Below are 15,795 nucleotides of genomic sequence, written 5' to 3'. Positions count from 1 at the left end.
GGGTATGGAGGGGGAAACCCCTCCAGTCATCTCTTTAAACGCACCGATACGCCTCGTTACACCCCGCCGATAGCCTGATGATTCTGTGAGAATTACACTGCCTTTTTGCTGTAGTTAACTCATTATATTCACGAGGAAAATATGAAAAAGTTATTTATATGCTCAGGTTTGGGCATGATGTTTTTTATGCTTGCGGGTTGCACAACCAACTATGTGATGACGACGAAGAATGGGCAAACGATCGTAACTCAGGGTAAGCCGCAGTTAGATAAAGAGACGGGGATGACCAGTTATACCGATCAGGAAGGCAACCAGCGGGAAATTAACAGCAATGATGTGGCGCAGTTGATTAAGGCTGACTAAGCATTGGGCGCGATGCGGTGTTGGCGGCAACGCGCATTAAACCCGGCAGGCCTGGGGCTGCCGGGGAAGGGGAATGTTATGTCGCTGCTTCTTCTTTCAATACGACATTCTCTGTCGAATCCGCCGTTACTGGCGCAGTTCGATGGATCTCCGCCACGCGACGTCGCACGCCAAACCAGCCGGCAACCAGCAGAATGGCGATCAGCGGCAACGAGGCGATAGTGTAAGTTCCATTCGGGTAGTCAAACGCCATGAGTACCAGCACGCTTAGTAAAAACAGCAGCGTTAGCCAGGAGGTAAAAGGCGCGCCGGGCAGTTTAAAACTGACGTCTGCGGCTTTGCCTTCTTTTATCGCCTGGCGTAAACGCATCTGGCACACCATGATAAACGCCCACGACGCGATAATGCCGAGCGAGGCAAAATTAAGAACGATCTCAAACACGCGGGAGGGGACCAGGTAATTCAGGAATACGCCGACCACGTAAACCACCAGAGTCGCCAGAATACCCGCATAGGGCACATGCTGACGGCTCATTTTCGCCATGAATTTCGGCGCGGAAACCCCCATCGACATTGAACGTAAAATTCTCCCCGTACAGTAAAGCCCGGAGTTCAGGCTGGAAAGCGCGGCGGTTAACACCACGATATTCATAATACTGCCGATATAAGGCACGCCAAGTTTAGAAAAGAAGGTGACAAACGGACTTTGCCCCGCCTGATAGGCGTTCCACGGCAGCAGCAAAACCAGCAATACGACCGATCCTACATAGAAAAGACCAATACGCCAGATCACGCTATTGATGGCTTTTGGCACCATCGTCTGTGGATCTTTGCACTCCCCAGCGGCGGTACCGACCAGTTCAATCGACGCAAAGGCGAACACTACGCCCTGAATCAGTACCAGCGCGGGCAACAGGCCGTGCGGGAAAAAGCCGCCATTATCTGTAATCAGGTGAAAACCGGTGGCATTACCCTCAAGCGGTTGACCGGTACCGAGAAAAATCGTGCCTACCACCAGGAAGATAACAATGGCGAGTACTTTTATCAGCGCGAACCAGAACTCCATTTCGGCAAACCATTTTACGCCGATCATGTTCATGGTACCGACAATGGTTAACGCACCGAGCGCGAACACCCATTGCGGAACGTCGCCAAATGCGCCCCAGTAGTGCATATATAACGCCACTGCGGTGATATCGACGATCCCGGTCATCGCCCAGTTAATAAAGTACATCCAGCCTGCGACGTAGGCCGCTTTTTCACCCAAAAATTCACGGGCGTAGGAGACGAAACTCCCGCTGGAAGGGCGATGCAATACCAGTTCGCCCAGCGCGCGTAAAATGAAAAAAGAAAAAATGCCGCATATCAGATAGACCAGCGCCAGTGCCGGTCCGGCCATTTGCAATCGGGCGCCTGCACCTAAAAATAAACCGGTGCCAATCGCGCCGCCGATAGCAATCATCTGAACCTGACGATTCCCCATCGCTTTGTGATACCCCTCTTCATGGGCGTTCAGCCAGCGTCGTTTCGCCGCATGTTGTTCTGCGGCGTGCGTAGTCTGTGTTTTCATTACGTTACCTGTTATAGCCTGTCCTGACAGAAAAATTCCTTATGCCGCGACGGGCGCTCACCAATCGATTGCCTGCAATGGCGAATGCCGCTTTTCCCTGATTCTGTGACAGGGATAAAACCGCCGGCGGAGCATCCTACCTGCAATTGTTAAATGACGCAAAACATACGGAAAGAACAAAATGAGAATGTCGAGTTTATTTGTGTGGTCAGATGTGGTGCGGTGTGGTCACGATTCAGCCAGATAAGACGCCAGCACAAATCCGCAGTGCTTGCGTTGCGCAATAATTAACCAGCGCTAATCACTTGTGGGATTTATGGTCATAGATATAACCTCGAACGGTAAACTACCTGACGATATTGCAGCAGCATAAGATAAGGCCGTTGCGCCTGTTATTCTCATTTTCTCCTGAAAATATATGCCTTTGAGCAATTTTGTTGATTGACATATCGTCATAATGAGAGAGGAGTAGGACATATAAAGCTATTGAGCAAAATTTGAAGGAGCAGGATATGCCACATACATCAGTTTCTACCTATGCCAGAGCTTTATCAGGAAATAAGCTACCTCATGTTGCTGCAGGAGATTATGAAAATAAATTATCAACAAAAATCATGAAAGGCATCTTGTGGGTGCTTACCGCAGGACTGGCCTACGGATTTACAAGAGTAATTGAACATTGTTGCAATGTTACGCCTAAAGTTGAGGAGTTCTGTGCCAATGCAGGGAATATCCATAATCACCTTGCTGATGCTGTGTGTGATGGGCTGTATACTATAGATGTCGACCTTTCTGATGGTCGGAGGTTAACATTCGAACAACTCTCGCTGATGGCTGGACGTGAGCCAATCGTCAGGATATCGGATGGCGAACATACCGTTGAGGTTAAGGGGTCCTTTGAAGATATCTGTATGAGACTGGAAGAGGGCTTTTTAGAAGCGCCAGCGTACTATAATTATGATATTGATGAAAAATATAAAACCGTCAGAGAGCGAATAGCAGCATATAATGCCTTACCTCAGGCATTAGGCGCCATTCCGAGTTTAAAATATTATACCGATCGGGCCAGCGACATGCCGGAGGCGAAAGCGCAACGGGCGGCCGACATAAAAGATCGTTACCATAACTATTTGGACAATTATTAAAAAGCGTTTATGTTTAGCCAGTTTTGTTAGAAATCAGACTCGCTGAGCTGGCGTTAAAAATTTTAACACGCCGCTATTTTGGCGGCGTGTCGCAAAGAGATTCTCAGAACCGATTTCCGTTTGTAGGCCAAAATCCCACGTACCTCCGGCGCTGTAGCCGGCCTGTCTTATTTTTTTCAAAAGTATCCAACGCTATTCCACGGATAGGGTATCCTGTTGCGCAGCGATATCCGCCTCAGCCTGTGTGCCGAACGCAAGCATTAATGTTAATGGAAGCCTCAGATGACCTCTTTTTTACATGCTTATTTTACGCGATTACATTGTCAGCCGTTGGGGGTTCCTACGGTTGAAGCGCTCAGAACGCTTCACTTAGCGCACAACTGCGCGATTCCTTTTGAAAATCTGGATGTGCTACTGCCTCGTGAAATACAGCTCGATGAGACGGCATTAGAGGAGAAACTGCTTTATGCCCGACGCGGTGGATACTGTTTTGAACTGAATGGCCTGTTTGAACGTGCGTTACGCGACATCGGTTTTAACGTCCGAAGCTTATTGGGGCGGGTCATTCTGTCTCATCCCGCCAGTTTACCGCCGCGCACGCACCGTTTGCTGCTGGTTGATGTTGAGGATGAGCAGTGGATCGCTGACGTGGGGTTTGGCGGCCAAACGCTAACCGCGCCGCTTCGTCTGAAGGCTGAAATTGCCCAGCAAACGCCGCATGGCGAATACCGCCTGATGCAGGAGGGGAGCACATGGATTTTACAATTCCGCCACCATGAGCACTGGCAGTCGATGTACTGTTTTGATCTGGGGGTGCAGCAGCAGAGCGATCATGTGATGGGCAATTTCTGGTCGGCTCACTGGCCGCAATCCCATTTTCGTCATCATTTGTTGATGTGCCGCCATTTGCCTGATGGCGGCAAGCTGACATTAACGAATTTCCACTTCACGCGTTACCACCAGGGACATGCCGTTGAACAGGTCAATATACCGGATGTACCGTCGTTGTATCAGTTACTTCAGCAGCAGTTTGGTCTCGGCGTAAATGATGTAAAGCACGGTTTTACCGAGGCGGAGCTGGCCGCGGTAATGGCTGCATTTGATACCCATCCGGAGGCGGGAAAATAATTTTTTGCCGTGAGGATTTGCGGGCCAGACAAAGATTAAAAAGTAATGGCCCATTCGGCATGAAACAGAATGACCGCCTGGCCGGAGATGGTGACGTTTTCCGGCTGGTTATCGCGAATGGTGACGGTAACATCAACAGTACCCTCTTTGCCTAAAGCGCGCCCCTGATGGTCTTGAATCTGCAGCGTTTTACCGTCATGCGCCATCAGGCCATGATGGACGAGCCATGCTCCCATCGGGCCATTGGCGTTTCCCGTTACCGGATCTTCAACAATCCCTATCGCCGGGGAAAACATTCGCCCATCGGTTTCGTTTTTTCCCGGACGAATCTGGAAAGGAAAAAAGCCGTTACAGCCAATTTGCTGGCTGATTGCCGTCAGGGCTGCCAGATTCGGAGAAAGGGCATCAATATCAACGTCTGGTTTGAGCAGGATCATCACTTTTGCATGTCCTGTTGAAGCCACCTGAATTGGCGCTCCCGGCACGATATCATCTTCAGTCAGGTTCAGCGCGGTGATGATGGCAGCCCGAATTTCTCCGACTAGCGGTGGTTCAAAAGAGGGCTGACCTTGTTCCAGCGTGATGCGATAGTCATTGTGTTCGGCATGAATTTCAACACGATGAGGGCCCGCTAACGAGGTTTGCCAGACGGTGGTGTTTCCCAATCCCAGTACCGTTGCCCGAACATAATGCGCGGCCACGGTGGCATGACCACAGATGGGGACTTCTACTGTCGGTGTAAAATAGCGTATGCGCACATCACTCTCTTCGCTTTTTAGCAAAAAGGCGGTTTCCGAGTGACGAAGCTCACGGGCAATCAGCTGCATCTGCGCGTCGCTTAGCGTATCCGCATGTAAGACAACGCCAGCAGAGTTGCCGCGAAAGGGTTCGCTGGTGAAGACGTCAACATGGTAAATCTGCGGTTTCATTGATGTTCTCCTTTGGCTGAAGAATCATCATAGCCTGCGCGTTGCCGAATGACGACGCCCAGGCGTTTTTCTTTGCCCGGTAAGCGTACGCCCCGGGCAAAGAGAATTAGCGGCGGGTACGAACAATCTGGTAGCGACGGGTGAAATACTCAAACGGCGCGCTCCAGACATGAACCAGACGGGTGAACGGGAAGAGCAGGAAAATAGTCATTCCCAGCACCAGATGAACGCGGAAAACAAACGCCACACCGCTCAGCATTTCCGAAGACCCGCCGCGGAAGGTGACAATACTTTGCGCCCAGCCCACCAACTTCATCATTTCGCTGCCATCCGGATATTGCGCCGAAAACGGAATGGTGCTCAGGCCAAGCAGGCACTGAATCAGCAAAATGCTCATGATGATAATATCTGGTGTAGTGGATGTCGCCCGCACACGCTGATTGGTCAGACGACGCCACAGTAATCCCGCGCCGCCGATCAACGTTAATACGCCGCACACGCCGCCGAGGATCATCGCCATTTGTTGTTTTACCACAATCGGCAGGAACCAGGCATACATCCAGTGTGGCGTCAGCATCCCGAACAGATGGCCAAAAAAGATCCCCAGAATGCCAATATGGAACAGATTCGACCATATCACCATCCCACGCTTATCCAGCATCTGGCTGGACGACGCGCGCCAGGTATATTGTCCGTAGTCATAGCGCAGCCAACTGCCGAGGAAGAATACCGTGGCGCAAATATAGGGGTAGATGTCGTAAAAAAAGACGTTCAGGTACTGTATCATTTCGGGCCTCCCGCGCTGACGTCGACGTACTGCGGCGCCGCGTCCTGGCTAAAGCGTCGTTGATAATGGTGTAACGGTGAACTGTCACAGGTCGTGGCGTTATCTTCGATAAACTTCACCTGCTCTTCTTCCCAGACGGCATCCAGTGCCTGACGGGTATCATCCCGCGATTCCTGAACAATTTGCTTTGTGACACTGTCACTTGTAAGCGTACTGCCCGCCAGCGTCAGCAGGGCGTCAAACAGTTGATACCACGGCGCTCCTCGCTGTTTCAGACGACCGCCCAGCAGCGCCAGAATAGGGGCAATATTCTGTAATCCCTCGAGAGCTTCCGCTTCCGGCAACACGCTTAAGTACTCCAGATAGAGCGGCAGGTGATCCGGTAGTTCGCGGCAGTTGAGCTGCAGGCCCACGGTTTCATACTGGCTTAACAAATCGACCATCGCCTGGCCGCGATCGCGGGACTCCGCATGAACATGCTCGAATAACAGCAATGAAGTGGCGCGCCCGCGGTCAAACACTTCGCACCATTCTGCTTGTTTATCCAGTAACGGCGCATAAAGCAGCTCGCGAGTGAAGTCGGCCAGCATTGGCGCATCGTGTTGGATAAGGGCAAGCGCTTCATCCCGATATTCCCACAACTCGTCGTCCGGATACTCCATCAACAGGCCAATCGCTTTGAGGACTTGCATTACTCCCCCTCCGCTTTATCACGCACTTCGGTGATATTGATGGCATCAATACGGCTACTGTTGAACAGGTTGAATTTGGTATCCGACCCGTGGCAACCGTCGCCAAAAGTAAAGCCGCAGCCGTTGCGCTCCGGAAAGGCATCGCGCGCCATTTCCCGGTGACTGGTGGGAATGACAAAACGATCTTCATAATTGGCAATCGCCAGGTAGCGATACATCTCTTCAACCTGTTGTACGCTCAGACCCACTTCGTCAATCGCGCGGGTATCCGTCACGCCTTCAACCGTCTGCGAGCGCATGTAGTGGCGCATCGCCATCATCCGCTTTAGAGCCCGAATGACCGGACCGGTATCGCCCGCGCTGAGCATATTGGCCAGGTACTGGACTGGAATACGCAGCGTCTCCACCGCCGGCAGAATATTGCCATTGTGCGGCAACCCGCCCGCGTCGGCGTATGACTGGATGGGCGACAGCGGCGGTACGTACCAGACCATCGGCAGGGTACGGTATTCCGGGTGCAGCGGAAGCGCCAGCTTCCAGTCCATCGCCATTTTGTACACCGGCGACCGTTGGGCGGCGTCGATGACGTTTTGCGGGATGCCCTGTTTAAGCGCCTCTTCGATGACCGCCGGATCGTGCGGATTGAGAAACACATCGCACTGACGTTCATACAAATCTGTCTCGTGTTCGGTACTGGCCGCTTCTTCAATCCTGTCGGCGTCGTAGAGCAGAACGCCAAGATAACGAATGCGCCCGACGCAGGTTTCCGAACAAACGGTCGGCTGGCCGGATTCAATACGTGGATAGCAAAATATGCACTTCTCAGACTTGCCGCTCTTCCAGTTAAAGTAGATTTTTTTGTACGGGCAGCCGCTGATACACAAACGCCAGCCCCGGCATTTATCCTGGTCGATTAGCACGATGCCGTCTTCTTCACGCTTATAAATAGCGCCACTTGGGCAGGTGGCGACACAACTGGGGTTGAGGCAGTGTTCGCACAGGCGCGGCAGGTACATCATGAAGGTGTTTTCGAACTGACCGTACATCTCCTTTTGTATGTTGTCGAAGTTACGGTCGCGGGCGCGTTTTTCAAACTCGCCGCCGAGCAGCTCTTCCCAGTTTGGCCCCCAGATCACCTTGTCCATCCGTTTTCCGTCAATCAGTGAACGAGGGCGGGCAGTGGGCTGATGCTTACTCTCCGGCGCATTATGTAAATGCTGATAATCGAAGGTAAAGGGTTCATAGTAATCATCGATTTGCGGAATCACCGGGTTGGCGAAAATTTTGCTAATTACCCCCATTTTGCCGCCCAGACGGGGCCTTATCTTGCCATTAACATCACGAACCCAACCGCCTTGCCACTCCTGCTGGTCTTCCCAGTTTTTGGGATAGCCGATGCCCGGTTTAGTTTCGACGTTATTGAACCATGCGTATTCCATCCCTTCACGTCCGGTCCAGACGTTTTTACAGGTGACGGAGCAGGTGTGACAGCCAATACATTTATCGAGATTCAGTACCATCCCAACCTGTGAGCGTATTTTCATTTTTTCGCCTCCTGTACCTGATCCCGGCCCTCATCATCCAGCCAGTTAATGTTTTTCATCTTCCTGATCATGATGAATTCATCGCGATTCGAACCCACGGTTCCGTAATAGTTGAAGCCGTAAGCCAGTTGCGCATAGCCGCCGATCATATGCGTCGGTTTTGGACAGACCCGGGTCACGGAGTTATGGATCCCGCCGCGCATCCCGGTCACTTCCGAACCCGGAATGTTCATAATCCGCTCCTGGGCGTGGTACATCATGGTCATACCCGGCGGAACGCGCTGGCTGACCACCGCACGAGCGGTAAGAGCGCCATTAGCGTTGAAGGCTTCAATCCAGTCGTTATCTTCAATACCCAATTCACGGGCATCGGCTTCGCTAATCCAGACAATCGGCCCGCCGCGCGACAAGGTCAGCATCAGCAGGTTTTCGCTGTAGGTGGAGTGAATTCCCCATTTCTGGTGCGGCGTCAGGAAGTTAAGCGCTTTTTCCGGGAAACCGTTGGGCGGAATTTCTCGCATTTCGCTGACGCTGCGGGTATCAATCGGCGGACGATATGCCACCAGGCTTTCGCCAAAAGCGCGCATCCACGCATGATCCTGATAGAGTTGTTGCCGCCCCGACAACGTGCGCCACGGGATCAGTTCATGTACGTTGGTATATCCGGCGTTATAAGAGACATGCTCGCTTTCCAGTCCTGACCAGGTCGGGCTGGAGATAATTTTGCGTGGTTGCGCCTGGATATCACGAAAGCGAATTTTCTCATCTTCTTTATTGATGGCCAGATGGGTGTGCTCGCGCCCGGTCATCTCGCCCAGCGCCTGCCAGGCTTTCACCGCCACCTGGCCGTTAGTTTCCGGCGCTAAGGCAAGAATCACTTCCGAGGCATCCAGCGCGGTGTCGATGCGCGGACGTCCTTTCGCCGGGCCATCGTGTTTGGTGTAATTGAGCTTACCGAGGAAATCGACTTCATCTTGCGTATTCCAGGCAATCCCCTTACCGCCGTTGCCTAATTTATCCAGCAGGGGACCCAGCGAGGTAAAACGTTCATAGGTGGCCGGATAATCGCGTTCAACCACGACGATATTGGGGGCGGTTTTGCCCGGAATAAGTTCGCACTCGCCTTTACGCCAGTCGAGAATATCAAATGGCTGCGCCAGTTCCGCCGGGGAATCATGCTGGAGCGGGTGTAACACCACATCGGTTTCCTGTCCGAGATGTCCGACACACACCTCAGAAAAGACGCTGGCTATACCTTTGTAGATCTCCCAGTCGCTTTTGGATTCCCAGGCAGGATCGACCGCGGCGGAAAGGGGGTGGATAAACGGATGCATATCCGAGGTATTCATATCGTCTTTTTCATACCAGGTGGCGGTCGGCAAGACGATATCGGAAAACAGACAGGTACTGGACATACGGAAATCAAGCGTGACCAACAGATCGAGCTTGCCCTCAATCGCGGCGGACTGCCATTCCACCTCTTCAGGCTTAATTCCTTCGCTGGAACCCAGCGCTTCGCCCTGGATACCGCTGTCGGTGCCCAGCAGATATTTGAGCATGTACTCATGACCTTTCCCGGAGGAGCCGAGCAGGTTAGAGCGCCAGACAAATAAATTTCGCGGGTGATTATGACCACTGTCAGGCTGTTCGCAGGCAAAACGGATAGCGCCTGATTTCAACGCCTGCACGGTATAATCCGCCGCAGACAGCCCGGCTTTATCGGCGCTCGCTTTCACGCTGAGCGGGTTAAGATTAAGCTGCGGCGCCGAGGGTAGCCAGCCCATACGTTCCGCGCGCACGTTGAAATCGATCAGGTGTCCGGAAAATTTAGCCGGATCGGCCAACGGCGACAGCAACTCTTGCGCAGTCAGTTTTTCATAGCGCCACTGGCTGGCATGGTTGTAGAAAAACGAGGTACTGTTCATCTGACGCGGCGGGCGATTCCAGTCCAGCGCGAAGGCCAGCGGCAGCCAGCCGGTTTGCGGCCGCAGCTTCTCCTGGCCGACATAGTGCGCCCAGCCGCCGCCGGTTTGTCCAACACAGCCACAGAACACCAGCATGTTAATCATCCCACGGTAATTCATATCCATGTGATACCAGTGATTCACTCCCGCGCCGAGGATGATCATCGAACGACCATGAGTTTTATGGGCGGTCTCGGCAAATTCACGCGCAATAGTTTCGATATGTCGACGCGGCACGCCGGTAATCTGTTCGCCCCAGGCCGGCGTGTAGGCTTTTACGTCGTTATAATTATTGGCGCTATGGCAGTCATCCAGACCACGATCCAGCCCATAATTAGCCAGCACCAGATCGTAAACGCTGACGACCATCCGCTCGCGACCGTCCGCCAGAGCCAGGCGTTTCACCGGTAACTGACGTACCAGCACCGGTTCCTGCCGTACGCTGCGAAAATGTGGGTTTTCGTTGCCGCCAAAATAGGGGAAAGCGACACCCGCCACGTCATCATGCTGACCAAGTAAAGAGAGCGACAGTTCAGTTTCGACGCCCGCCGCCACCGGTTCCAGGTTCCATTTTCCCTTTTCGCCCCAGCGAAAACCGATAGAACCGTTGGGCGCGACCAGTTCGCCCGTACTGTTGAGCGCGACGGTTTTCCATTCCGGATTATTGGCTTCTCCCAGTCCATCCACCAGATCCGACGCGCGCATCATACGCCCCGGTACATAACTGCCGTCTGCGCGCTCATCCAACAGGACCAGCATTGGCATATCGGTATAACGGCGGCAATAGTTAAGAAAATAGTCGCTGGGATTATCGAGATGAAACTCTTTTAAAATGACGTGACCCATGGCCATCGCCAGCGCGCTGTCGGTACCTTGCTTTGGCGCCAGCCACTGATCGCACAGTTTAGCGACTTCGGAATAGTCCGGGGTGATGGCGATTGTCTTGGTGCCTTTGTAGCGCACTTCGGTAAAGAAGTGGGCGTCCGGGGTACGCGTCTGCGGCACGTTAGAGCCCCAGGCAATAATGTAGGCTGAGTTATACCAGTCGGCGGACTCCGGCACGTCAGTCTGCTCGCCCCAGGTCATTGGAGACGCGGGCGGAAGATCGCAATACCAGTCATAGAAACTCAGACAAGTACCGCCAAGCAATGACAGATAACGTGTTCCGGCGGCGTAAGAAACCATCGACATTGCTGGAATAGGTGAAAACCCCGCCACACGATCCGGGCCATAGGTTTTGATTGTCCAGACGTTAGCGGCGGCAATGAGCTGATTCAGCTCTTTCCAGTTCGAACGAATAAAGCCGCCATGTCCGCGCACCTGTTTGTAACTTTGGCATTTCTGCGGGTCGTTCATTATCGATTCCCATGCCAGTACCGGATCGCTGTGCCGGGAAAGGGCCTCGCGCCACAGTTCTATCAGCCGCTTACGCACCAGAGGGTATTTCAGACGATTGGCGCTATAGAGATACCAGGAGTAGCTGGCGCCGCGCGGGCAGCCGCGCGGTTCATGGTTCGGCAAATCGGGACGCGTGCGCGGGTAGTCGGTTTGCTGAGTTTCCCACGTCACCAGACCGTTTTTGACATAAATTTTCCAGCTACAGGAGCCCGTGCAGTTGACGCCGTGGGTTGAGCGCACGATCTTATCAAACTGCCAGCGCTGGCGATAACTGTCTTCCCAGTCGCGGTTGGTATACATCACCTGACCATGGCCGTCGGCAAAGGTATCGCCTTTTTGTTTAAAGTAACGAAAGCGATCCAACAGTTTACTCATGACATTTCTCCTGCTTCGATAAATTTTCCGCCATCCTGTCGATTTGGCGTTAAACCATTGCCGGATGGCCGTCCTACAGGTGCGTATGTTGTTATTGTTGTTTAGGCTTACGACGCCCGTAGACCAGCCAGGTCAGCAGGACGCAAGCGATGTAAAACAGCAAAAAGATTTTCATGGCGCCCACCGGCGAGCCGGTCAAGGCCAAAGAGGTGCCAAACGCTTTTGGAATAAAGAAGCCGCCCACAGCGCCAATAGCGGAGATAAAACCGAGTGCGGCGGCGGTATCCGTCACCGCTTCGCGCTTCGCCTGCTCATCGCTCCCGCCGCGCAGTTTGACGTTGTAGAGCGTGATCTGACGGAAGATCACCGCAATCATCTGGAAGGTAGAACCGCTGCCGAGACCCGCTGTCAAAAACAGGCCCATAAAAACAAGATAGAACGCGCTAAAGCTGCCTGCGCCGGATCCTGGCAGCGTGAGGAATAGCAGGGCGGTAAACAGCGCCATAAAGATAAAATTAATGAGCGTTACGCGAACGCCGCCGAATTTATCGGAGATCACGCCGCCTGCCGAACGCGCCAGCGCGCCGATAAAGGGGCCAAAGAACGCCAGTTGCAGAATATTTACGTCGGGAAATTGCGTTTTGGCGAGCATGGCGAAACCTGCGGAAAAGCCGATGAATGACCCGAATGTCGCCAGGTACAGCAGGCTAAGCAGCCACAGGTGCAGACGTTTTAGCACCGGCAATTGCGAGGCGACAGACGCTTTTGAACTGCCGATATCGTTCATACCAAACCAGGCGGCAAGCGTCGCGACAGCCAGTAACGGCACCCAGATCCAGGCGGCGTTAGTGAGGGCGAGCAGGGAGCCATCAGGTTGCGGCACGCCCCGGACGCCTAAAAAAGTAAATATCGGCAGAAAAATAACCAGCGGCGCAAGCAACTGCATCACACTGACGCCAAGATTTCCCAGGCCGCCGTTAATACCCAACGCGCTACCTTGTCTGGCTTTTGGAAAGAAAAAGCTGATGTTGCCCATACTGGACGCGAAGTTTGCCCCCGCAAAACCGCACAACAGAGCTATGAGCATAAATACCCCGAAAGGGGTGGCAGGATTTTGCACGGCGAATCCCAGCCAGGCGCAGGGAATAATCAATATTACGGTACTTAATACGGTCCATTTACGCCCACCAAACAGTGGCACCATAAAGGAGTAGGGAACGCGTAATATTGCGCCGGAAAGAGAAGGTAATGCGGTTAATAAAAAGAGTTGGTCGGTGGTAAAATTAAATCCAATTTTATTGAGGTTGACGGCAACAGCGCTAAACAACATCCAGACGCAAAATGCCAGGAGCAAACAACTTACTGAAATCCATAAGTTTCTCCTGGCGATGCTTTTCCCTTTATTCTCCCAGAAGGCTGGATTTTCGGGTCGCCAGTCACTCAAGAGATAACGGTTATAATTCTCGTTTTGTCGTGTCATTTTACCCCTCACATGCGCATATCATTTGAGAAAAAACACAAAAAAGAGACAGAGCGTCACGCGCTCTTTTGAGAACTTATTGAAGTTTTTTTAGAATATTGAGTGAAAGAATAGATAAAAAACCAGGCCAGCGCGGCGCGAAGAGGAGATATGATGTTTCTTAATTGTTACTATTTGTAAATTAAAAGTTATTTTTATTAAATTATTTGTAACTTTACGCAAAGAGTTCAAGCGTAATCATCCGATCCAGATGGTATTTAAACGCGGGATCGGCCATTTCCGGAATACCCAGCACATACATACCGTCCAGCCCGCACACCAGTGCGATAAGCCGCCAGGCGATATCCGTGGCGTTAGCAGTAAACGTAAATTCTCCTGCCTGTTTGCCCTGCTCAATAATTGTGACCGTTTCCTCATGCCACATCTGCATCGTAAGTAGATAAGCATCTCTGATGTGCGGATCCCGGTCGGCCAGAATTTGCGCCTCTCGCCACAATTTTATGTAAGGCTCAAAGCCGCCGTCTTCGCTACCCAACATAGCGTGAAGCCGTGCACGCCAGGTGGCGGGCGGCGGAACTTGCCCGGCATCAAGCAGGGTGCGGATCAAATGGACAAAGGCCAGCGCTTTGAGCTCGCCCGCCGAGCTGAAGTGGTGATGCACCTGGCCGGCGGCGACATCGGCTTCTGATGCGATTCGTCGCACCGTCATGGCGGTAAACCCCTCTGCCAGCGCCACGCGCATCGCCGCTTGCAGGATCACTTCGCGGCGTTCATCCCGGTTAAGGTAACTCATATTTTCCCCACATTAGCCAATGCGCGCAGTGTAACAAAAAGCTGGACATTCGTTCAACTTACCGTAGGATCCTGAAGCTGGACAAGCGTCCAAATTTGAGTTTTTGAAGGGAGAGTTATGTTTCGTCAGTGGTTAACGTTAGTCATTATTGTGCTGGTCTATATTCCTGTCGCCATTGATGCCACGGTCTTGCATGTCGCCGCCCCGACACTGAGTATGACACTGGGGGCCAGCGGCAACGAGCTGCTGTGGATCATTGATATTTATTCTTTGGTTATGGCTGGCATGGTGTTGCCGATGGGCGCGCTTGGCGATCGTATCGGTTTTAAACGCCTGCTGATGCTGGGCGGGACGCTCTTTGGCCTGGCGTCACTGGCGGCAGCGTTTTCGCATACCGCCAGTTGGCTTATTGCCACCAGGGTATTACTGGCTATTGGCGCGGCGATGATTGTACCGGCGACGCTGGCCGGGATACGCGCCACCTTTTGTGAAGAGAAGCATCGCAACATGGCGCTGGGCGTCTGGGCAGCGGTAGGTTCGGGCGGAGCGGCGTTTGGGCCGCTCATCGGCGGCATATTATTAGAGCATTTTTACTGGGGATCGGTTTTCCTGATCAACGTGCCGATTGTGCTGGTCGTCATGGGCTTAACCGCCCGCTATGTTCCTCGCCAGGCGGGCCGTCGCGATCAACCGCTCAATCTTGGCCATGCGGTGATGCTGATTATTGCCATTTTGCTGTTGGTCTATAGCGCTAAAACCGCGCTGAAAGGGCATCTGTCGCTGTGGGTCATCTCGTTTACCCTGCTTACCGGCGCGCTGCTCCTGGGACTCTTTATCCGCACACAGCTTGCGACATCGCGTCCGATGATTGATATGCGACTATTTACCCATCGCATTATCCTGAGCGGCGTCGTGATGGCGATGACCGCGATGATCACTCTGGTGGGTTTTGAGCTGCTGATGGCGCAAGAGCTGCAGTTTGTTCACGGGCTATCGCCTTATGAGGCCGGGGTATTTATGCTGCCGGTGATGGTCGCCAGTGGATTCAGCGGGCCGATTGCGGGCGTGCTGGTCTCGCGTCTGGGACTACGGCTGGTCGCGACGGGCGGCATGGCGTTAAGCGCGCTGAGTTTTTATGGCCTGGCGATGACGGATTTCAGCACCCAACAATGGCAGGCCTGGGGGCTGATGGCGCTGCTGGGATTTAGCGCCGCCAGCGCATTGCTGGCTTCCACGTCGGCAATTATGGCCGCTGCGCCGGCAGAAAAAGCGGCGGCGGCCGGCGCGATAGAAACGATGGCTTATGAACTGGGCGCGGGACTGGGCATTGCCATTTTCGGTCTATTGTTAAGCCGTAGCTTCTCCGCGTCTATCCGTCTGCCTGCCGGGCTTGAGGCGCAAGAGATTGCCAGAGCGTCATCTTCAATGGGAGAAGCCGTGCAGTTGGCGAATAGCCTACCGCCCACGCAGGGGCAGGCAATACTGGACGCCGCCAGACATGCCTTTATCTGGTCGCATAGCGTGGCGTTAAGCAGCGCCGGGAGTATGCTTCTTTTGCTGGCGGTAGGGATGTGGTTCAGCCTGGCAAAAGCCCAACGCCGATAACATAACGCCTGGTGAGATAAGC

At 53.1% G+C, this 15,795-nt stretch carries 12 protein-coding genes; 4 read left to right on the top strand and 8 right to left on the bottom strand.

The window, feature by feature from the left end:
* Nucleotides 1–141: 141 nt before the first annotated feature.
* On the top strand, nucleotides 142–363 hold the full coding sequence (locus NA624_RS02750; RefSeq protein WP_000732362.1) for a YgdI/YgdR family lipoprotein: 222 nt from the start codon (nucleotides 142–144) through the stop codon (nucleotides 361–363).
* 76 nt (nucleotides 364–439) lie between these two features.
* Here NA624_RS02750 and ansP read toward each other — a convergent pair whose 3' ends face one another.
* The gene (gene ansP / locus NA624_RS02745; RefSeq protein ID WP_000857115.1) at nucleotides 440–1,933 is read right to left on the bottom strand and encodes an L-asparagine permease; all 1,494 of its coding nucleotides are present in this window, start codon (nucleotides 1,931–1,933) and stop codon (nucleotides 440–442) included.
* A gap of 512 nt (nucleotides 1,934–2,445) precedes the next feature.
* On the opposite strand from ansP, the gene NA624_RS02740 reads away from it, so the two are divergent.
* Together NA624_RS02740 and nhoA are read left to right on the top strand one after the other, a co-directional pair.
* Nucleotides 2,446–3,078: a hypothetical protein gene (locus NA624_RS02740; protein WP_001120853.1), complete on the top strand. Its 633-nt coding sequence runs from the start codon at nucleotides 2,446–2,448 to the stop codon at nucleotides 3,076–3,078.
* A gap of 282 nt (nucleotides 3,079–3,360) precedes the next feature.
* Nucleotides 3,361–4,206, top strand: a complete 846-nt coding sequence (nhoA, locus tag NA624_RS02735; protein ID WP_000200324.1) for an N-hydroxyarylamine O-acetyltransferase — start codon at nucleotides 3,361–3,363, stop codon at nucleotides 4,204–4,206.
* A gap of 35 nt (nucleotides 4,207–4,241) precedes the next feature.
* Here nhoA and NA624_RS02730 read toward each other — a convergent pair whose 3' ends face one another.
* The 7 genes from NA624_RS02730 to NA624_RS02700 all read right to left on the bottom strand — a co-directional run bounded on the left by NA624_RS02730 (nucleotide 4,242) and on the right by NA624_RS02700 (nucleotide 14,168).
* A complete protein-coding gene (locus NA624_RS02730; RefSeq protein WP_000804309.1) occupies nucleotides 4,242–5,135 on the bottom strand; it encodes a PhzF family isomerase in 894 nt (297 codons plus the stop codon).
* Between the two features lie 106 nt (nucleotides 5,136–5,241).
* On the bottom strand, nucleotides 5,242–5,922 hold the full coding sequence (narI, locus tag NA624_RS02725) for a respiratory nitrate reductase subunit gamma (RefSeq protein ID WP_000617110.1): 681 nt from the start codon (nucleotides 5,920–5,922) through the stop codon (nucleotides 5,242–5,244).
* The gene (narW, locus tag NA624_RS02720) at nucleotides 5,919–6,614 is read right to left on the bottom strand and encodes a nitrate reductase molybdenum cofactor assembly chaperone (protein ID WP_001197700.1); all 696 of its coding nucleotides are present in this window, start codon (nucleotides 6,612–6,614) and stop codon (nucleotides 5,919–5,921) included. Before narW ends, narI begins: the two co-directional genes overlap by 4 nt.
* A complete protein-coding gene (gene narH, locus NA624_RS02715) occupies nucleotides 6,614–8,158 on the bottom strand; it encodes a nitrate reductase subunit beta (protein ID WP_000702595.1) in 1,545 nt (514 codons plus the stop codon). Before narH ends, narW begins: the two co-directional genes overlap by 1 nt.
* Entirely contained in the window at nucleotides 8,155–11,895 is a 3,741-nt protein-coding gene (locus tag NA624_RS02710) for a nitrate reductase subunit alpha (protein WP_000040414.1), read from the bottom strand. The genes narH and NA624_RS02710 overlap by 4 nt, the downstream gene beginning before the upstream one ends.
* A gap of 91 nt (nucleotides 11,896–11,986) precedes the next feature.
* A complete protein-coding gene (locus tag NA624_RS02705; RefSeq protein ID WP_000198265.1) occupies nucleotides 11,987–13,375 on the bottom strand; it encodes a NarK family nitrate/nitrite MFS transporter in 1,389 nt (462 codons plus the stop codon).
* A gap of 214 nt (nucleotides 13,376–13,589) precedes the next feature.
* Complete coding sequence (locus tag NA624_RS02700) at nucleotides 13,590–14,168, bottom strand: TetR family transcriptional regulator (protein WP_000121049.1); 579 nt, start codon at nucleotides 14,166–14,168, stop codon at nucleotides 13,590–13,592.
* A 117-nt stretch (nucleotides 14,169–14,285) separates the two neighbouring features.
* Between NA624_RS02700 and smvA the strand changes: the two genes are divergently transcribed.
* Nucleotides 14,286–15,773: a methyl viologen efflux MFS transporter SmvA gene (smvA, locus tag NA624_RS02695; protein ID WP_000489731.1), complete on the top strand. Its 1,488-nt coding sequence runs from the start codon at nucleotides 14,286–14,288 to the stop codon at nucleotides 15,771–15,773.
* Nucleotides 15,774–15,795: the final 22 nt, after the last annotated feature.

It is taken from the genome of Salmonella sp. NW38 (genome assembly GCF_051807745.1).
Classification (GTDB): domain Bacteria; phylum Pseudomonadota; class Gammaproteobacteria; order Enterobacterales; family Enterobacteriaceae; genus Salmonella; species Salmonella enterica.
Note: the sequence above shows the minus strand (reverse complement) of the source record. Positions and strands in the feature narration are given on the sequence as shown.